Source organism: Aquimonas sp. (assembly GCF_044377145.1).
In the GTDB taxonomy this organism is placed as follows: Bacteria; Pseudomonadota; Gammaproteobacteria; order Xanthomonadales; family Xanthomonadaceae; genus Aquimonas.
The window spans coordinates 1-19,671 of the sequence record NZ_JBILJQ010000086.1 but is presented as its reverse complement, the minus strand read 5'-3'; the positions used below and the strand labels follow the sequence as shown (position 1 = coordinate 19,671).

Below are 19,671 nucleotides of genomic sequence, written 5' to 3'. Positions count from 1 at the left end.
AGTCGGGAGTCGGGAGTCGGGAGTCGGGAGTCGGGAGTCGGGAGTCGGGAGTCGGGAGTCGGGAGTCGGGAGTCGGGAGTCGGGAGTCGGGAGTCGGGAGTCGGGAGTCGGGAGTCGGGAGTCGGGAGTCGGGAAGAGCTTGCGTGGCGAGCTTGGTGATTGCTAGGAAAACCGAACCCTCTCCCCAACCCCACCTTCGCTCCGCTCGGGCTCGCAGGGCCGTCGGCTGCCACCGGCAGCCGACAAACGGCCCCGACTCGCTCCACGGGGAGAGGGGCTCAGGTTGAGGAGCGTTGTGGCTTCGGCTTCGGCTTCAGCTCTGGCTTCGGCTGTGGCTTCGGCTGTGGCTTCCGCTCAGGCTTCTGCGGGCACGACGCCCGCGCTCTGCCCGGGGCCCCTGGGGAGCGGCGGGAGGCGGTCGATCAGCCCGAAGGGTCGCCGGCAGGGATGCCGGCGAGGTTTTTGACAGGCCAAGGATGGCCTGTCCGAAAACCCCGACCGACTCACGCGTACCCGAAGTGCAGGATGCACGCAGGGCGCGGACGAGGGGTGGCCTTCTCTTTGGTTACTTTCTCTTGGCCACTCAAGAGAAAGTGACTCGGCCGGCCCGCAGGGCCGACCGAAAGCTCTTGATCTTGCTACCCGCTTCGGTCACCGAAAGAACAAAACAGCTCCGGTGGGTCGAGACTCGTGCTATTGGCGCAGCCCGAGCGCTCCTAAGGCACAACTTGTTCCGCGACAGAGCGCAGTGCCGGTGGGTCAAGACCCACCCTATGCCCGCTCGGGGAACCCATCAGACCCAGACGTAACCCAACCTCAAACCGCATCCGACAACGAAGTAAACGTAAAATCCCGCACCTTCATCGCCGGCACCATCATCGACAACCCCGGCCCGCCACCGACACCCGCTCCGCCATTGATGCGCTCGGTCTTGCCCAGCTCCTCGATGTTGTTGAGCATGATGATCGGCGATTCGTTGAAGCGGAAATTCTTGATCGGGTGGCGGATCTCGCCATCCTCGATGTAGAAGGTGCCGTCGCGGGTCAGGCCGGTCAGCAGCACGGTCTGCGGGTCGACCATGCGGATGTACCAGGTGCGGGTCACCAGGATGCCGCGCTTGGTAGAGGCGACCATCTCGTCGGTGGTTTTGTCGCCGCCGCTCATGATGATGTTGCCCGGCATCGCGATCGGGGTGAGCTCATTCTTCTGCGCCCAGAAGCGCGAGTAGTTGAGGTGCTTGACCACACCGTTCTCGATGATCGGGTGCTTGGCGCGGGCCATGCCTTCCATGTCCCAGGGCAGCACCGGCACATCCGGGTGGCTGGGGTCGGCGAAGGCGTTGATGCGCTCGTCGAACACCTTCTCGCCGATGCGGTTGCCGCCGCCCTTCTTGGACAGGAAGCTGCGGCCCTCGTCGGCCTGGCGGGCGTCGAAGCCGAACAGCATGAACATCAGCAGGCCGGACACCGCTGCCGGCTCCAGCACCACCGTGTATTTGCCGGGCTCCAGCGCCTTGGCGTCCTGGCTGCCCTTGGCCTTGCGAATGGCGGTCTTGATCTCGGCGGAGGCATCGAACTTGGACGCGTCGGCCAGGTTGCGCGCGACCCAGCCCGAGCCCGTCTCGTCTGCAGTGCGCACGGTGCAGGTGTAGTCCAGCGAGTTCAGCTGCTGGTAGCCGAAATTGCCGCGGCTGTTGGCGGTGGCCATGAAGCCGGTCTCGTCGGCCAGATAGCCGGCCGCGACCAGATTGTCCTCACGGCAGGGCTTGATCGAATCACCGGCGACCTTGGCGCGGAACGCCGGGTCGATGTCGGCGGTGGCCTGCACGAAGGTCGGGGTCGCGGTGTAGGTCTGTTTGTCCACGGCCGGAACAAACTCGGGGTTCTCCGGCGCCAGCTGGGCGAGTTCTTCTGCGCGCCGCACCACGCGCTCCAGCGAGGCATCGTCGAAGCTGTTGGTGGTGGCGATGCCGCTGCGCTTGCCGAACGCCACCTGCACGGTGAGGTTCACTTCATTGACCACGCCGCTGGTCGACACCGAGTTGCGGGCAAAACGGATATTGCCCTGGCGGTTGCCGGCGAGGGTGGCGATGCACTCATCGCCCTTGGCCAGCGCAATCACCTTGTCGAGGATCGCCTTGGCGTCGGCTTCGGTATACATGCTCATTTCGTTCTCCGAGTCGCTCAGCCGAGGTTGCGGGCGGTGTTGATGACATTGATGCCGCGGAAGCGGGCGGTGGCCGAGCCGTGAGAGACCGCCGACGACTGCGAGGGCTGGCCCTTGCCGTCGAAGAAGCTGCCGCCCATGCGGTAGTCGCGCTCGTCGCAGATGCCGTCGCAGGCGTTCCAGAACTCCGGCGTGCGGATCTGGTAGGCCACGTCTTCCAGCGGGCCGGTGATCTTGCCTTCCTTGATCTCGTAGAACAGCTGGCCGCCGAACTGCGCGTTGTAACGCTGCTGATCGATCGAGAAGCTGCCGGCGCCGACGATGTAGATGCCGTTCTCAACATCGGCGATCAGCTGCTCCGGCGTCAGCTCGTCCTTGCCGGCCGCCAGCGACACGTTCGGCATGCGCTGGAACTGCACCGCGTTCCAGGAATCGGCATAGCAGCAGCCGTGCGATTCCTTCTCGCCGATGATGTGGGCCTGATCGCGGATCGCCTGGTAGTTCACCAGCACGCCATCCTTGACCAGATCCCAGCGCTTGGTTGGTACGCCTTCATCGTCGAAACCGACCGCGCCGAGGCTGCCGACCTGGGTCTTGTCAGCGAACAGGGTGACCTTGTCGCTGCCGTACTGGAACTTGGCCTCGCGTTTGTCGAGCGTGGCGAAACTGGTGCCGGCGAAGTTGGCCTCGTAGCCGAGCACGCGGTCGAGCTCCAGCGGATGGCCGACCGACTCGTGGATGGTCAGCCACAGGTGCTGCGGGTCGAGCACCAGGTCGTACTTGCCGGGCTTCACGCCGGGCGCCTTCAGCTTCTCGACCGCCTGCTGCGCGGCGGCAGTGGCGTCTTCGATCATGTTGTAGCTGTTGCGATAACCGATCACGCCGCCCGGCATTTCGATCCGCTCGGCGGCGCTGCCGTCGAGGTACTCGTAGCCCATGCCGACCGGCGTCGACAGGCCCGCACGCGAGCGGAACTTGCCGGTGCTCTTGTCGACCGCGGTGACCTGCAGCGGCACCCACAGGCGGTGTACGTCCTGATCGATGTAGCTGCCGTCGGTGGAGGCGAAGTACTTCTGCTCGTTGATCGCGAACAGGGTCGAGTTGACGAAGCTGGCCCCGGCCGCCATCGCCGCGGCATTCACCGCCAGCAGCAGGTCGACCTTCTCCTTCAGCGGTACTTCCATCGCGTTCTTCTTGATCGGCGTGGCCCAGCTGACCTCGCCAACGCCCTTCACCGGCGCCAGCTGCACCGGCTCGATCTGCACGCCGGCATTGGCCTTGGCGATCGCCACCGCTTCCAGCGCGGCGGCCACGATCGCCTCCGCGGTCAAGGTGCTGGTGGCGGCAAAGCCCCAGGTGCCATTGGCGATCACGCGGATGCCGGCGCCGATCGACTCGGTGCTGGCCACGTTCTGCACCTTGTCTTCGCGGGTGACGACAAACTGATTCAGATAGCGACCAATACGCACATCGCAGTAACTGGCACCGGCCTCGGTGGCGGCGCTCAGCGCGCGATCGGCCAGCGCCTTCTTGATCGCGAGATCAATCCGGCCGTCAAGCAGCTCTTCGGCGGCGATCAGGCGGCCGGGGCGGGCCAGCAGGAGGCCGGCGGCGCCGATCCCGGTGATGGTTAGAAAGTCACGTCTGTCCATGGCGGTCTCCGCGCATGCATGAGGGAAGGGTCTTCGGCACCGCGCGGCTGCGGGGTGGGCGGCATGGACAGTGCACCGCGGGCGAAACAGCAGCATGTGCCACAAGCCCGGGTCACCGCCGCAGCTGACCTGCATCAAGGCGCTGCGCGCGGCAACGCCCCTAAAGTGCGGCGCATGTACGCATCCGCCTTCGCCCCGGCCCTGCTCAAGCAGCATCTGCTGCGACCCGCACCTGTGCTGCCTCCGCGCGGTCAGCCGGGATTTGTGGCGCGCAGTGCGCTGGCGGCGATCCGCAGCAGCAATGCCGACCCGATCCCGCGGCCGCTGTCGCTGCAGGTGCAGCTGCCGACGGAGGCCTCGGCGGGCGCGCTCGCAGCGCAGCTGGCGCGGCTGACGCGGGAGATCGAGCTGATCGGGCCGCGCTTCGATCGCGACCGCGATGTGGTGGCGCTGGATGTGTTTGCGCTGGCGCCGTCCAACGCTGTGTCGACCTCGCGAGTGCCCGCTGCGGAGGCGCTGGCCGAGCTGCTGTACAGCCTGTCGCGCCAGTTCTATTTCAGCCCGGCGCCGGACCGCGAGTTCGGTCTGCATCTGGACCCGGCGCAGCTGCGCGCGGGCGAGCTGGAGCGCCTGGCCGCACTCGGCATCAACCGCTTGATGTGGCCAGTGCGGCTGGAGCCGAACGATGACGGCCCAGCACTTGAGCACGGCGCGTTTGCACTGAGCCGCGCTCGCGGCGCCGGCCTGCGCAGCGCTGGCCTGAACCTGAGCCTTCGCTGGCTGCTGGGCACCCGCGACAGCGCCTGCGTGACCGCGCTGCTGGCGCTTTCCCCGGATCGGCTGAGGTTGGACCCGGCACCGCCGAACGCTGCCAGCGCCAGCGATACGGAGACCCTGGCAGATCTATACACGCGCGTTCTCGACGCCGGCTATCGACCGCTCGGCTTCGATCGCTTCGTGCGGCGCGGCGACGACTGCGAGGCGATCAAGCCCTGGCCGCGCTTCAATCCGCCGCTCGGGCTGGGCTGCGATCAACTCGGACTCGGCCCGGCGTCGCGCAGCCGCGTCGCCGACGCCTGCTGGGTCAGTCCGACCGCTGCCGGTGCGTGGTCGGCGGCGCTCGATGCGGCACAGATTCCGCTCGCCTCGGGCTGCCGGCTGGATGCCGATGCACTGCTGCGACTGGATCTGCTCGACGCACTGGAAACCGGCGACCGGATCGAGTTCGGGCCGCTGCAGGAGCGTCATCAGCTCGAGCTGGCACAGCATCTCGCAGCGGAGTTCGCGGCCCTGCGCGGGCTTGCCGATGCAGGCCTGTGCGAGCTCGACCGCAGCGGCCTGGTGGTGCTGCCGGCCGGGCGTCTGCTGCTGTCCCTACTGTGCGCCGCACTGGCGCCGCGTTAGGACGCACGATATGCATCGCGTAGGATCAGGCACCGCGCTCGCCAGCCCTTGCCCGCCATGACCTCCAGCAGCGCCTTTCACCCCCGTGCCAATCCGATCGCCGATGACGGCGACGAACTCAGATTCTGTTCGACCTGCGCGTTTTCGGGCGCCTGCGGGGCCGAAGGCTACGACAAATCGGCCTTGCTGGAGCTGCACTGCCTGGTCGAACACATCGGGCCGTTCGCAACTGGCGATTACATCTTTCGCGAAGGGGATCCGTTCAATGCGATCGCCGCGGTGCGCGCCGGCTCGGTCAAGACCTTCACCGTTGATGCCAGCGGCCGCGAACAGGTGCTGGGCTTCTTCCTGCCGGGCGAGGTGATCGGCCTGAACGCGATCCACAGCGCGCGCTTTCCGTGCAATGTGATGGCGCTGGACACGGTGATGCTGTGCCGGTTTTCGTTCCCGATGATGGCCACCCTGGCCAGCCGCATGCCCGGCCTGCAGGCGCAGTTGTTTCGCCTGCTCAGCCAGGACATCAACAAGGCCGCCCTGCTGGCCGGCGACTTCAGCGCCGATGAGCGCATGGCCGCGTTTCTGGTCTCGTTCTCACGCCGCCTTGCCGCGCGCGGGTTCTCGCCCACCCGCTTCAACTTGAGCATGGCGCGTACCGATATCGCCAACTACCTGCGGCTGGCCGCTGAAACCGTGTCGCGGGTGATGCGGCGGTTCCAGGATGAAGGCCTGCTGCGGGTCGACCGGCGCGAGTTCGAGGTGATCCAACTCGGCCGGCTGGAGGCGCTCGCCAAGCCGGTGCTGCGCGAATAGGCGGCCGCGCCGGAAGCCGGCACGCGCCGCTTCCGCCTCGGGCTAGAACTGCAGCGCCAGGCTGACACTCAGGCTGCGCCCGGGCTGGGTGTAGAAGCCCGCATTGGTCACGTTGGCGGCCAGGCCGCGCACCGTGGCCCAGCGCCAGTAGGCACGGTCGCCGAGGTTGAATGCGCCGAGGTTCAGGCGCAGGCGCTCGTGCAGCTGCATCCAGACGAAGGCATCGATCACGGCATGCCCGGGTGGGGCGAACAAGGCGCCAGCGCTTTCATCCAGTGCACGCTTGGCGCGCACTCCGGTGGCGATCAGTTCGGCGCCCCAGCGTCCGCTGCCGGCCGCATAGTTCAAGCCAAACACGGCGGTGTCGGGGTCGACACTGTTCAGCGGCTGCTGACGGCGGCTGTCGTCGCCATCGGCCATCGCCAGCGCGGCGTTCAGGCTGAAGCCCTCAAGCCGCGCGTTCAGGCCAGCCAGATCCAAGTCGAGCTCGGCCTCGATGCCCTCGATGCGCGCACGGTCGCGGTTGACCGACTGGAACACCAGCGCACCGCTGCTCGGATCGATGCCCAGGTTGGCGCGCGATTCGATCAGGTCACGGTAGTCGTTGCGATAGACGGACACGCTGGCGTGCATGCGCTCGCCGCTGAAACGCCAACCCGCCTCCAGGCCGCGGCTGGTCTCGGGCTTGAGCGCGGGGTTCGGCCGCACTTCGTAGTTGAGCAAGGTCAGCGACAGGCCGATGTTCAAATCCGAGAACGGTGCCGCGCGAAAACCCTGCGCGTACTGTAGAAACAGCTGGCTCCGCTCAGAAGCGGCAAAGCGCAGGCCGAGCTTGCTGGTGAGACTGTCCTCGCGGCCGTCAACCACCTCCACCTCGGGGTAATCCTCAATGAACATCGCGTCCGGCCGCGCGTCCAGCCGGTACTGGTCAAAGCGCAAACCGGGGATCAGCGCGAAGCGGCCGAGGCTGATTTCGTCCTGCACGAACACCGCGAGGCGTTCGCTGACCGAAGTTGGAAAATCGCGTACCGGAAAGCGCTCGCCCAGAACAATCGTCGAGGTGCCGCCGGTCAGCAGATTGGTTTCAGTGCCGTCGCGCTGGCCCTGATAGCGCCTGCGCTCAAGCTCCAGCCCGGCCAGCAGTTCATGCGAAAGGGCACCGGTGCGGAAGCTGCGCGTGCCCAGCAGATCCAGGCCGAGGTCGCGCTGCTCGAATTCGAAGCGCCGCCAGCGCAGGGATGCGAACGGCGTGGCGCGATCGGCCAGCCGGAATTGTTCGGTGTCCTGACGCGTTGCGCTGTCCTGCGTGTACAGCAGGGCCTCGACGCGCTCGAAGCCGAACAGCGGCGCCTCCCAGCGCGAGGCGACACTCACGCGATTGCGGCGCTGGGCGTCGTCACCCAGCAGCCGATAGGTTGTGGCGAAACGGCCGGGCGCAAAGTGCTGACTGACGACATCGGTCTCGACCGCGCTGCGCTGATGCTCGAAACCGAGCTGCCAGTGGCCGTGCGCGCCAAAGCCGCGGCCGAGCTTGCCGAGCAGGCTGCGCGCCAGGCGGTCGCTGGGGTTGGCGTCCTCAGCCGGCGTTTCGCCGCGATTGCCCGGCGTGCCTGCTTGGCGCAACGAGGCGACCAGCAGGCCCTCAAGCCCCTGCGCACCTGCAAAAGCATGGCTGAATCCGAGCTGCCGGCTGGCATCGCGCCCCGCATAGCCGGTCTGCAGTCCGAAGTGTCTGTCGCCGCCGCTCATCGACAGCAGGCTTTGCGGGTCACGCGTGCGGATCGCGACGATGCCGGCCAGCGCATCGCTTCCATACAGGGTTGAAGCCGGGCCGCGCAGCACTTCAATGCGCTCGATGCTGGCGAGCTCGCCGAGGTCGCGCCCGGCGGCGGCGAACTGGCCGACCGCGAACGCATCCGGCAGCGGCACGCCATCGATCTCGACCCGCACCCGATTGCCGCCAAGGCCGCGAATCGACACGCCCTGCGCGCCGAAGCGGCTGGGCTCGCTGTCCATGTGCAGGCCGGGCACGTAGCGGAGCAGATCAGCGGCATCCACCGCCAGCCGTGACTCGAACTGCTCGCGGTCGATCAGGCTGACGCTGGAGACGACCTGCGACAGCGGTTCGGGCACGCGGCGCGCAACCACCACGATCTGGTCCAAACGGGTGGGCTCGGCGGCAGCAGCCGGCGCGGCGGGGTGCGCAACGCTGGGCAGCACCAGCGCCGCCAGCGCGAAGCTCAGCGCGCGCGCCAGTGGATTGGGACGGGACATCGACAACATGGCTGCGCTCCAGAACGGTCGTGGTTGACCTGACCAGACTGGAAGCAGCGGGCGCATTGGAAGTTGACTGATCTCAAGTGCGGCCGGCGCAGTCCTGGCGAACACGCGATCAGTTGATCTGGATCAGCTCGGCGGCGACAGCGACCCGGACCTGGCAGCAAGCGGTGCCGCGAAGCAGCGGGTGAGCGCACCGCAGGAGCAGTTTCGCCGGAATCCAACGGCGGCAGCGTCCGATGACGACGCCGGACTCCGCGGCTGCGAGGCGTGGCCCCGCAGCCGCGGAGTGACTCAGTAGCGCAGATCCAGGCTGAGGAAGAACTGCCGCGGCGCGCCCGACTGCAGGGTGTAGTTCAGGCCCTGCGGATCGGAGGTGACGAAGCCGTTGCTGCCGACGGTGGCGAAGTAATCCTTGTCGAGCAGATTGTTGATGCTCAGGCCGAGCTTGACGCTCTCGAACATCGCGAGGTCGTCCCAGCTGTAGCTGACGCCGGCATCGACCAGCCAGAAGTCTTCGACCTTGCTGTCATTTGTGTAGGTGATGAAGCGCTCGTCGGTGAACTTGCCGCCGATATGCGCCTCCAGCCCACCGCTGCGGTAGCTCAGCTCGGAGGCGAACAGCAGCTCCGGCGCATCCACCACGCGCTTGCCGCGTACGGGCACCACGGTGCTGCCGTCGAGGTAGTCGGAGCGGTACTCCGAGCGGTTGTACGACAGCGAGTTGAACCATTCGATCGAGTCCGACGCACGCAGCACGAAGGTCGTCTCCGCGCCGGTGGAGCGCACGTCACCGACGTTGGCGAACGAGGACGGGCAGCCGACAATGCCGGCACAGCGCGCGATCGCCAGCAGACGGTTCTGGAAGTCGACGGTGTACACGGCCAGCGAGGCCTTGTACGCATCCGTACTCAAGCGCACGCCCAGTTCCAGCGTGTCCGAGGTTTCCGGTTCCAGGGTGGCGGCGAAGGTATTGAAGGCGGTCTGGCTGGTGCTGAAGGGGCCGTTGACGCCGCCGCGGAAGGCCGACAGGTTTTCGGTGTAGGAGGCGAACAGCTCACTGCCCTCGCCCAGACCGAAGCGCAGTCCGGCCTGCGGCAGGAAGCTGTCCTTGGCGACGATGCGGCCACCGGCGCGGCTGCCGATCAGGTTGGTCGAGACCACTTCGACTTCGGTGCCCTTGAAGCCGACGTCGGCGCTCAGGCGGCCGTCCATCAGGTCGATGCGATCGGTCAGCCAGTACTGGCTGGTCTCGATGTCGAAGCGCTGGCGGAACACGCGCAGATCAGGATCGCGATAGAAGAAGATCCGGTCCGGTGCGGCGGTCAGGTCGTAGAAGTTGCGCTGCAGACCATGCACGTTGTTCTCGCGCCAGACGCCGGCGCTGACGGTGTGTCCATCCAGCGCCAGGCTGAGGCTGGGGATCACACCGCTGCGCTCGATGTCGTATTCGGTGGTGCGGATCGAGATCGGCACGGCCGTCGACGAGGCCCGGTAGGGCGTCGCCCACTGGCCTTGGCCATCGTTGCGGTGGTAGTAGCCGAGCAGCTGCACGGCCAGCGCGTCGCTGGCCTGCCAGTCGAAGGTCAGCGCGGCGAGGTCGTCGTCGCGCAGGCCGCGGCCCAGGTAATAGGCATCGTCCAGCGAGTTGACCGCGCCGCTGTACTGGCCGCGTGCGGCATTGAGGGCGCGCTGCCAGTCCGGCGCGTAGTTGTCCCAGTCCCAGCCCAGCCGGCGCTGCGACTCCAGCGACAGGTCGCCGTAGTCGGTTTCCTGCCGGCGCGAGGTCGCGGCGTAGGCGGTCAGCATCCACTGCTCGCTCGCCATTACCGCCTTGCCGTTGAACTGCCACTGCTCCTGCGGGCCGTCACCCTTCCACTTGTCGGTGCTGGCATACACGCCGCTCACGAACGCGGACACGCCCTTGCGCTCGCCGGTGTCGATGCTCAGAAAGCTGCGCGTGGTCGAATCGCTGCCGACCATCTGCGACACCCGCAGACCGGGATCAAGCGAAGGCGCGCGGGTGAAGAATTGGGCGGTGCCGCCAAGGTTGCTGGTCGAGGCGGTGCTGATGCCGCCGGCACCCTGGGCCAGCTCGACGCGGTCGATGTTCTCGCTGAGCGCGGCGCGGCTGATGTGCAGGCCGTTGTGGTTGCCATAGCTCATGTCGCCGAGCGGGATGCCATCGAGGGTGAAGCCCAGCTGGTTCTGGTTGAAGCCGCGCACGGTGATGCGGGTGGACCATTCGTAGGCGCCGAACGGATCGGACGAGGTGAAATTCACCCCGGGCAGGCGGCTCATCACTTTCAGCGGGCTGGTGCCCGGCGCGCTGCGCTGCAGGTCGGCAGGCGACAGCTTCTGCACCTGGCGGGTTTCACCCTCGCCGATGACCGAAATGGCATCGAGTTGGAGCGGGTCGGCGCTGGAGGCGGCCGAGGTATCGGCAGACGTGTTGGCCAGAACAAGCGCTGGCTGCAGCGCCAACGCGATCGAAAGAGCCAGCAGATGGGTACGGTTCACGGGGGAGGACCTTGGGGAGTCGCCATGCATTGGAAGATCGGCGCACGGCGGATGGCGTCGCCGATGCGTCTGCGGGCGGGGCCGAACCCCGCGCGACGCGGACGATGGGCAACGGAGTTGACGTGCTGACGACGCTTTGGCGTCAGTTTTTTGTCAGACCTGTGGCAACGGCCCTCGGCTTGGGCGTGCAGGCGTCTTCTGCACGGCGGCGAACAACGCCCCCGGCTTCTGGCGGCCGGCGGATCTCGAAGCCACAGGCACATCAACGGCCATCTCGACAATCACGCGATCAGCTGACCTGGATCAGTTCGGAGCCGGTGGTGGCAGGGCGATGCTGCCGGCGAACGGTGCGGATACGCCGCGCCGGGCATGCCATCCGAAGGAGATCGCCATGCGCTACCGCCACATCGCCAGCGCGCTCGCGCTGATGTTGTTCAGCGCCACCGCCTGCAGCAGCGACACTGTCAACGAACGCGCGCCGAAAACCGCCGCCGAGGCCGGCCAGGCCGCCTATCTCGCCAACTGCGCCGCCTGCCATCAACCCGATGGCGCGGGCCTCGCTGGCGCCTTCCCACCGCTGAAGGGTTCGGACTGGCTGACGAGCCAAAGCGCCGAGGCACTGATCGCCGCGGTGCTGACGGGTTTGTCCGGCCCGATGACCGTGAGCGGCAAGGACTACAACGGCGTGATGCCGGCGATGAGTCATCTCAGCGACGCCGACATCGCGGCGATCCTCAGCTACGTCAACAGCGGCATCAACAGCGGCGGCGACGCGATCAGCGCCGAGCAGGTCGCCGCGGTCCGCGCCAGCAGCGGCACCTCGGCCGACCCGGCCCAGGGCCAGGCGCATCCAGGCACCAGCCAGGCCCAGGCCGCCTACGAGGGTGCGCCCAGCGGGGTAGCCGGCGTCGAGGTCAAACAGGTGCGCACGCCCGGCGCGCCCGACATGAGCGAGGCCGAGTTCACGGCTGCGAGCGAGATCTTCTTCCAGCGCTGTGCCGGCTGCCACGGCGTGCTGCGCAAGGGCGCCACCGGCAAGCCGCTGACCCCGGACATCACCCAGGCCAAGGGCACCGATTATCTGAAGGCGCTGATCAACTTCGGCTCGCCCGCGGGCATGCCGAACTTCGGCACCGGCGGCGAGCTCAGCGCCGAGCAGGTCGACCTGATGGCGCGCTTCCTCCAGCACACCCCGCCCAACCCGCCGGAATGGGGCATGCCGGAGATGCTGGCCAGCTGGAAGATCCTGGTGCCGGAAGCCGAGCGCCCAACGCGGCAGATGAACAACTACAAGCTGGAGAACATCTTCTCGGTGACTCTGCGCGATTCGGGTGAGATCGCGCTGATCGATGGCGACAGCTACGAGATCATCAACATCATCAAGACCGGCTACGCGGTGCACATCTCGCGCATCAGCCACTCGATGCGCTACGTCTACACCATCGGCCGCGACGGCAAGATCGATCTGATCGACCTGTGGATGCCGGTGCCCGAGCGCGTCGCCGAGATCAAGATCGGCCTCGAAGCGCGCTCGGTCGAGACCAGCAAGTTCCCCGGTTACGAGGACAAGATCGCGATCGCCGGCGCCTACTGGCCGCCGCAGTACGTGATGCTGGATGGACCTTCGCTTGAACCGCTGAAGATCGTCTCCACCCGCGGCATGACGGTTGATACGCAGGAGTACCACCCGGAGCCGCGCGTGGCCGCGATCGTCGGCAGCCACGAGCACCCGGAGTTCATCGTCAACGTCAAGGAGACCGGGCGCATCCTGCTGGTCGACTACAGCGACATCGACGCATTGAAAGTCACCACGCTGGACGCCGCGCGCTTCCTGCACGACGGCGGCTGGGACGTCACCAAGCGCTACTTCCTCACTGCCGCCAACCAGAGCGACAAGATCGCCGTGGTCGACTCACGCGAGCAGAAGATGGTCGGCCTGATCGACGTCGACAAGATCCCGCACCCGGGCCGCGGTGCCAACTTCATTCACCCGCAGTACGGACCGGTCTGGGGCACCTCGGCACTCGGCAACGCCAACATCACCCTGATCGGCACCGACCCGGACGGCCATCCGGATCAAGCCTGGAAGGTGGTCGAGGTGCTGCAGGGCCAGGGCGGCGGCTCGCTGTTCATCAAGACCCATCCGCAGTCACGCAACCTGTGGGTCGACACCCCCCTGAATCCGGATGCCGCGATGGCCCAGAGCATCGCCGTGTTCAACCTCGACGACCTCGACGCCGGATTTGAAGTGCTGCCGATCGCCGAGTGGGCCAACCTCGGCGAAGGCCCGAAACGGGTGGTGCAGCCGGAGTACAACCGCGACGGCAGCGAGGTCTGGTTCTCGGTCTGGAACGGCAAGGACCAGCGCTCGGCGATTGTTGTGGTGGATGACAGAACGCGCACCCTGAAGGCCGTCATCGACGACCCGCGTCTGATCACGCCGACCGGCAAGTTCAATGTCTACAACACGGCGAAAGATGTGTACTGAACCCACCGGAGACGCGCAGCTGAACAGCAGGGCCCGGGCCTGTCCCGGGCCTTGTGCTGTCTGCAGTTCGGGTCATCCCGACACCCGCAGCAGGCCGGCTTGCAAACGCAGGGTCAGGTTCAGCACGCGCGCTGTTTGACAGAGTCTGGTCGGCCGCCGGCCAGCCTCGACCGCGACCGCGACGACACCCCTGCACTCGCCCGCGTGGCGGCCAAGCGCACGCTCGACCCCGCGCCCTGGCCGACGGCGAGTTCAACCGCACCAGCGCCCTGGTCCTGCTCGACCCCGAAGGCCGCCTGCCGGCCCGCGCCGAACGCCTGGGAACCGTGCCGGATCCGGCCTTTGTAGAGGCGGTGAAGGCGAGTTTGAGCGCGGTGGCGCAGCCGCAGTCGCAAGCGCGGGTCAGAAGCACAGATTGATCGGGTAGGCTCGTCAGCGTGCACCCACGACATCGAGCGGCGAGCAGAGGAAACGAATGGAGCAGTTGGGCGGCTTCCTGATGATGTTCTGGCCGGCGCTTGTCTGTGTTCCGCTGGCGTCATTTGCCTCCGGTCGCCGCAATCGCCGTCTGCGTTGGGCGACGGCCCCGCTGATGGTCGCGCTGTCCGCGATCCTCAGTCTGATCAACGCCGCCGTTCTTGCGGGTCCGAACACGCTGTATCGAGACCTCGCCGCGATCGTGTTGTTTGGCGCGCTGGCGCCGGCGGTCGCGGCCTTGGCTGGCGGGCAGCGCTTTGAGGGAGCCGAGGCCAGCCTGCTGGGGAGATTGCTCGGCTGCATCCCCGGCTGGCTGGTGGCGGCACTGACACCTCTGGGTGTGCTGATCGCTCACTGCACCAGCGGCGACTGTGTGTGAGCAACGGGAACACGATCGATGAGCCCTCCCAGTACGGATTTGATCCACGGCATCGACGAGCTCCACCCCCACGCCATCGTCTGGGAAGTGCTCGCCCAAAGCTGGGTCGATACCGAGTACGCGCCTGAGGTACTCGACCTCTTCGCCGCGCGCCTGCATGCCACCGGGCTGAGCTTGAAATCACTGGATCGGATCGTGCTCGACGAGGTGTGTGGCGCGTTCGCGTTGTACAGCTTGGGCGCGATTGCGAGTGCGGGCATGGGGCTGTCGCCCTGGTTCTTTCCCGAAGATGAGGCGCGGCAGCGGGTGCAGGGCTGGCTGGATCGTCCGCGCTGGCGGTCCTGGTTGAATCCGCCGTGGTGGCTCGGCCTTTGGACAGCACGCGGACTCGTGCGTGGCGATTGGCTGGAGCTGCGGGCACGCCTGCTGAACCTGCGCAGCGACAGCGCGGGAACCCAGCGGCACGTGCACGCCGCCAACTGCGACTAAGCGCAGGTCCGCGCTCGTGCGATGCTGGCGGCCGCGAACCGGGAGGACACGCCATGTCGCGAATCGAGGCCGGATTTCTTGTGCTGCTCTGGGCGCTCAGCTGCATCGTCGCAACGCCGGCCGCAGCTGCAGAGTTGGGCGCGCACGGGGCCGCGCTCGATGCGGTAGGTGAAGGCCCGGTTGGGCATGACAACGGCGAGCGCTATCCCTGCACCGGGCTGCAGGCCGGCGCGCAGGCGGTGATCTGCATTCGCGTGGGTGCGCCGGCCGGCGGCAATGGTTCTGCGGCAGCACCGCTGCAGTCGATCAACGCAGCGATCGCGGCGGCCAAGGCCGGCGATGTTCTGCAGGTGGCGGCAGGTACCTATGCCGAGAACGTGGCGCTCGGCGCCTTCAATGCGCCCAGCAGCACGCATCTGCGCCTGCTGGGTGGTTTCAGCGCCGACTTCAGCCAGCGCGATGCGAATGCGCAGCGCTCGATCATCGATGGCGGCCTGCTGAACCCGGCGGTGCAGCTGCATGTGCAGACCGCCCAGCGCTGCGTGCTCGACGGCTTCGAGATCACCCGCGGGCTGGGCCTCGGCAGCAGCTGGCAGGACGGTTACGGCCACGGCGGCGGCGTGTACGCGGTGCTGGAGGGCAATGGCGAGATCGTGATCAGCCATAACCGAATCCACGGCAATCGCACGCGCGATCACACCAGCATCGACTCGCGCGGCGGCGGCATCCACACCCGCAACCAGAGCGGCGGCGCAGGCACCGGCCTGCTGCGGATCGAGGACAACCACATCCACGACAATCTGGCCGGCAAGGGCGCGGGGATCAATGTCAGCGGCCGGCAGGCGCGCCTGCTGCGCAATGCTGTGCAGGGCAATACCGGCCACAACGACCACGGCGGCGGCATCTATGTCTCCAGCGCGGCCACCGAGGTGCGCGCGAATGTGATCAGCGGCAACGTGGTCGGCGCGAGCGTCGGCTATGGCTGGGGCGGCGGCATCCTGATCGCCGGCGCCGGCGCGGACCTGGTCGGCAATCTGATCACCGACAACTACGCGCCGACCGCCGGCGCCGGTGTGTTCTGGGACGAGGGCGCCGTGGGCACCATGCGCAACGATCTGGTGGTGCGCAACCGCTGCCCTGAGGGCGCGCGCTCAGGCGCTGCGCTGTACCTCGACGGCGGCCCGGGCGGACCATCGCGGGTGCAGCTCGATGCGCTCACGATTGCCGACCACGTCTGTCCGGGCACCGCGCCCAACGGTGCCGCGATCTACATTGAGGCCAACTCGACGCTTAGCGTTCGCAACACCGTTCTGTGGGGCAACAGCCGCGAGTTCGCAACCCTGTCCGGCGGCAGCTACACGATCGCGTACTCGCTCACCGGCGCTGCCGGCACGGGCAATTTCAGCGCCGATCCGCGCTTCGCCGACGCAGCCAACCTCGACTATCACCTGCGCTCCCGTGGCGGCCGCTACACCGCAGCCGGCTGGGTGCTGGATGCGCTCAGCAGCCCAGCCATCGACGCCGGTGACCCGGCCGCGGATTTCTCGGCCGAGAGCCTGCCCAACGGCGGGCGGATGAATATCGGTGCCTATGCCAACACCGCGCAGGCCAGCCGCAGCGCGGCGACTGATCCGGATCACCTGTTCGGCAACGGCTTCGAGTAGCGCTGCGCAGGACGCGCGGCGGCTCGCCGGCCGTCAGCGCCTCCGAGTCGCTCGCGAGGCGCGGCCCGGTGGGCTCGATTCGCTCTGCCGCAACGCGGGTGCCGACGGTGCATCCCAGGGCGCGTTCTCGCCGCCGAAACGCTCGGCCAGGAACTCGATCAGCAGGCGCAGCGCCAGCGGCGGATGTTGGCGCGACAGGTAGACCGCGTGGATGCCCATTGGCTGCGGTTCGTAGTCGGTCAGCAGGGCCTGCAGCGTGCCGGCGCGCAGATCGCTGGCGACGAAGTAGGTCGGCAGCATGGCGATGCCCGCCCCCGCCAGCGCGGCCTCGCGCAGCACAGCGGTTTCATTGCTGAACAAGGTGCCGGACACCGCGATGCGCAGGCTTTCGCCCTGATGCGCCAGCCGGTACTCGGCGCGGCTGCCATAGGCGTGGGTGATGCAGTTGTGCTCGGCCAGTTGCTCGGGCCGGGTCGGAATCCCGTGTCGCTGCAGGTAGGCCGGGGCCGCGCACAGCACCGAGCGGCAGCGCGCCAGCGGCCGCGCGACGAATCCCTCATCGAGCTGGTTGGTGATGCGTACCGCCAGGTCGATGCGCTGATCGATCAGGTTGAGCGCATGGTCGGAGGCGATCAGCTCGATGCTCACGCCCGGATGCGCGGCCTGGAAGGCCACCACTGCCGCGGTGAGTTCAGCCTCGGCGAACGACAGGCTGGTGGTCACCCGCAGCTTGCCGACCGCTTCACGCCGACGACTGCCGGTAGCGGCTTGGGTTTCCGCGGCGAGCTCGGCGATCAGCCGGAAGCGCTGCAGCGCCTCCATGCCGGCATCGCTGAGGCTGATGCGGCGGGTGGTGCGGTGCAGAAGGCGCGCGCCGAGCCACTGTTCCAGCCCGGCCAGATGCCGACTGACCATCGCCCGCGACAGGCCGAGCCGCTCGGCGGCCTGGGTAAGACTGCCGCGGTCGGCGACCTCGATGAATACCTGTATGGCGGCCAGTCGGTCCATGTATTTGATCGAATCCCGCAACAATGTTTCAACAGATGCCGAGTTTATCGCTGCAAAACGGCCGAATACAGTGAGCGCCTCACCCGACCCCTAGGAATCCGTCATGTCCATGCTTGCCGCTGTGACCCGCCTGCTCGCCCCGAGCGTGATCGGGCTTGCCGCCCTCGCCGGCCCGGTCGCCGCACAGACCGCGGCGCCGCTGAGCCTGCAGACCTATCAAGCCGGCGAAGGCAGTTTCCATGTCAGCGCGACCCTGATCAGTGGCGAGACCGACGCCGTGCTGATCGACACCGGCTTCACCCGCGCCGACGCTCTGCGCATCGCGGCGATGGTGCTGGACAGCCGCAAGACCTTGCGCACGATCTACATCAGCCAGGCCGATCCGGATTTCTACTTCGGCCTCGAAGTGTTGAAGCAGTACTTCCCGGCAGCGCAGGTGGTGGCGACCCAGGCCACGCGCGACAAGATCGAGGCGAGCTTGCAGACCAAGCTGCAGGTGTGGGGTCCGCGCCTTGGCGCCAATGCGCCGCAGCGCGTGCCGCTGCCGGAAGCCTTGAGCGACACGGAGCTGCTGCTTAAGGGTCAGGCCCTGGAGATCCGCGGTTTGGAGGGCGCCGCGCCACACCGCAGCTACCTGTGGATTCCCTCGCTGCGGGCGATTGTCGGCGGCGTCAATGTGTTTGCCGGCCTGCATGCTTGGACCGCCGATACCCAGAGCATCGAGGCCCGCGCGGCCTGGATTCAAACCCTCGACGCGATGACGGCGCTGGATCCGCAGATCGTGGTGCCCGGCCATGCGCGCTTGGGCGCCGCGCAAGATGCCTCGCAGATCGCTTACACCCGCGCCTACCTCACCCGCTTCGAGTCCGAGCTGGCCACGGCTGCCGACGGCGCCGGTCTGATCAAAGCGATGCAGCAGGCCTATCCGGATGCCGGGCTGGGCATCGCGCTCGAAATCGGCGCCAAGGTGAACACCGGCGAGATGGACTGGTAGGCGCGAGTGCGCATGGTGGCGCGCCCATCTGCGGTTCCGCGAAGTGGTCGCGACAGATCCGCCCCGCAGCCGCAGCGGTTGGCGCTTTGCTCCCCGGCCGTTTGCGTTCGAGCGCCTGCCGCCATGCATCGTTCCGGTTCTGACACCGCCATCAGCAGCGCGAGCGACAGTGCGGTCGCCAGCTTCGATCCCGAGCTGGCGGCCGCAGCGAAACTCGCCGCGCAACAGGCCTATGCGCCGTTCTCGCAGTTCTACGTCGGCTGTGCGATCCGCTCGCAGCGCGGCGCGGTGTACCGCGGCTGCAATGTCGAGAACTCGGCCTACCCGCTGGGCGGCTGCGCCGAGCGCCACGCGATCGCTGCCGGCGTGCAGGCGGAAGGCCCGGACTTCCGCATCGCCGACCTGGTGGTGCTGGCCTTCGACCGCGAGCAGCAAGCGCAGCAGGCCGCACCCTGCGGCGGCTGCCGGCAGCAGATCTTCGAGCTTGGGCCAGACGCGCGAGTGAACTTCATCGCAAACGACGCGCCGCGCTGCCTGCACATCGGCGAACTGCTGCCGTTCGGGTTCCGGCTGTAGTCACCACGCCGGGCGGCGCATCGCGAGTCGATCGGCGAGCGGCCGCTCACGCTCTGCGGGCTGACCGGTGTTCGTGGGATGCGTCTGCATCACGAGCAGACCCGAACAGCTGAAGCCTGGTCCACGTCAAGGCCATCGCAGGCACTTCAGCTGAACAGCCCCGCAAACAGACCCAAGGGCTGATGCGCCCGCGCCACCGTGTACATGAAGCCGAACACCAGCAACGCACCGAAGTAGGCCAGCAGCCGCTGCGGCCGGCTGCGCTCGCGCCGCATCGCGACTACGCCCAGCGCGATGTAGAGCAGCAGCAGAACAAGTTTGGTCGCCAGCCAAGCGGTGGTGAACGGGTTCAACTTCAAAACCACCAGCAGCATCAGCGCGGCGGTGAGCAAGGCGCTGTCGATCGTATAGCTGAGATAGCGCACTACCGCCGCCCTCGCCCACTGCTGACCCAACAGCAGCAACAGCCCACGCACGGCAAACAGGCCACCGCTGGCAAGCACCAGGGCGATATGGGCGGCTTTGATTTGGGGGTAGAACTCGAGCATGGGTTGGGATTCGGGATTCGGGATTCGGGATTCGGGATTCGGGAAGAGCTTGCTTGGCGAGCTTGGCGGCTTCTACGAGAACCGAACCCTCTCCCCAACCCCACCTTCGCTCCGCTCGGGCTCGCAGGGCCGTCGGCTGCCACCGGCAGCCGACAAACGGCCCCGACTCGCTCCACGGGGAGAGGGGCTCAGGTTGAGGCGCGTTGTGGCTTGGCTTGG

14 protein-coding genes are annotated in these 19,671 nt (G+C 67.3%); 8 read left to right on the top strand and 6 right to left on the bottom strand.

The window, feature by feature from the left end; all coding sequences use genetic code 11:
- Positions 1-816 precede the first annotated feature (816 nt).
- Both ACIQ7H_RS19275 and ACIQ7H_RS19270 read right to left on the bottom strand, forming a co-directional pair.
- On the bottom strand, positions 817-2,166 hold the full coding sequence (locus ACIQ7H_RS19275; protein ID WP_395794578.1) for a TldD/PmbA family protein: 1,350 nt from the start codon (positions 2,164-2,166) through the stop codon (positions 817-819).
- A 17-nt stretch (positions 2,167-2,183) separates the two neighbouring features.
- On the bottom strand, positions 2,184-3,818 hold the full coding sequence (locus tag ACIQ7H_RS19270; protein WP_395794576.1) for a TldD/PmbA family protein: 1,635 nt from the start codon (positions 3,816-3,818) through the stop codon (positions 2,184-2,186).
- Positions 3,819-3,992: 174 nt separating this feature from the next.
- Here ACIQ7H_RS19270 and ACIQ7H_RS19265 point away from each other — a divergent pair, with 174 nt between their 5' ends.
- Together ACIQ7H_RS19265 and ACIQ7H_RS19260 are read left to right on the top strand one after the other, a co-directional pair.
- Positions 3,993-5,222: a hypothetical protein gene (locus ACIQ7H_RS19265; protein WP_395794574.1), complete on the top strand. Its 1,230-nt coding sequence runs from the start codon at positions 3,993-3,995 to the stop codon at positions 5,220-5,222.
- A gap of 57 nt (positions 5,223-5,279) precedes the next feature.
- Positions 5,280-6,032 carry a cyclic nucleotide-binding domain-containing protein gene (locus tag ACIQ7H_RS19260; protein WP_395794572.1) on the top strand — a complete coding sequence of 251 codons (753 nt, stop codon included), beginning with the start codon at positions 5,280-5,282 and terminating at the stop codon, positions 6,030-6,032.
- Positions 6,033-6,074: 42 nt separating this feature from the next.
- Here the strand turns inward: ACIQ7H_RS19260 and ACIQ7H_RS19255 are convergent, their stop codons facing one another.
- Positions 6,075-8,315, bottom strand: coding sequence for a TonB-dependent hemoglobin/transferrin/lactoferrin family receptor (locus ACIQ7H_RS19255; protein ID WP_395794570.1), 2,241 nt, complete (start codon positions 8,313-8,315; stop codon positions 6,075-6,077).
- 288 nt (positions 8,316-8,603) lie between these two features.
- Positions 8,604-10,829, bottom strand: a complete 2,226-nt coding sequence (locus tag ACIQ7H_RS19250) for a TonB-dependent receptor (protein ID WP_395794568.1) — start codon at positions 10,827-10,829, stop codon at positions 8,604-8,606.
- 391 nt (positions 10,830-11,220) lie between these two features.
- Between ACIQ7H_RS19250 and ACIQ7H_RS19245 the strand changes: the two genes are divergently transcribed.
- The 4 genes from ACIQ7H_RS19245 (at position 11,221) to ACIQ7H_RS19230 (ending at position 16,326) form a co-directional block, all read left to right on the top strand.
- Complete coding sequence (locus tag ACIQ7H_RS19245; RefSeq protein ID WP_395794566.1) at positions 11,221-13,317, top strand: cytochrome D1 domain-containing protein; 2,097 nt, start codon at positions 11,221-11,223, stop codon at positions 13,315-13,317.
- 475 nt (positions 13,318-13,792) lie between these two features.
- Complete coding sequence (locus ACIQ7H_RS19240; RefSeq protein ID WP_395794564.1) at positions 13,793-14,173, top strand: hypothetical protein; 381 nt, start codon at positions 13,793-13,795, stop codon at positions 14,171-14,173.
- Between the two features lie 18 nt (positions 14,174-14,191).
- Positions 14,192-14,662 carry a hypothetical protein gene (locus ACIQ7H_RS19235; RefSeq protein WP_395794562.1) on the top strand — a complete coding sequence of 157 codons (471 nt, stop codon included), beginning with the start codon at positions 14,192-14,194 and terminating at the stop codon, positions 14,660-14,662.
- Positions 14,663-14,715: 53 nt separating this feature from the next.
- On the top strand, positions 14,716-16,326 hold the full coding sequence (locus tag ACIQ7H_RS19230; RefSeq protein ID WP_395794560.1) for a DUF1565 domain-containing protein: 1,611 nt from the start codon (positions 14,716-14,718) through the stop codon (positions 16,324-16,326).
- A 33-nt stretch (positions 16,327-16,359) separates the two neighbouring features.
- On the opposite strand, the gene ACIQ7H_RS19225 is transcribed toward ACIQ7H_RS19230, so the two are convergent.
- Positions 16,360-17,334 carry a LysR family transcriptional regulator gene (locus ACIQ7H_RS19225; RefSeq protein ID WP_395794558.1) on the bottom strand — a complete coding sequence of 325 codons (975 nt, stop codon included), beginning with the start codon at positions 17,332-17,334 and terminating at the stop codon, positions 16,360-16,362.
- Positions 17,335-17,437: 103 nt separating this feature from the next.
- Here ACIQ7H_RS19225 and ACIQ7H_RS19220 point away from each other — a divergent pair, with 103 nt between their 5' ends.
- Both ACIQ7H_RS19220 and ACIQ7H_RS19215 read left to right on the top strand, forming a co-directional pair.
- Complete coding sequence (locus ACIQ7H_RS19220; protein WP_395794556.1) at positions 17,438-18,328, top strand: MBL fold metallo-hydrolase; 891 nt, start codon at positions 17,438-17,440, stop codon at positions 18,326-18,328.
- A gap of 123 nt (positions 18,329-18,451) precedes the next feature.
- A complete protein-coding gene (locus tag ACIQ7H_RS19215; protein WP_395794554.1) occupies positions 18,452-18,904 on the top strand; it encodes a cytidine deaminase in 453 nt (150 codons plus the stop codon).
- A gap of 146 nt (positions 18,905-19,050) precedes the next feature.
- On the opposite strand, the gene ACIQ7H_RS19210 is transcribed toward ACIQ7H_RS19215, so the two are convergent.
- A complete protein-coding gene (locus ACIQ7H_RS19210) occupies positions 19,051-19,452 on the bottom strand; it encodes a SirB2 family protein (RefSeq protein ID WP_395794552.1) in 402 nt (133 codons plus the stop codon).
- Positions 19,453-19,671 lie beyond the last annotated feature (219 nt).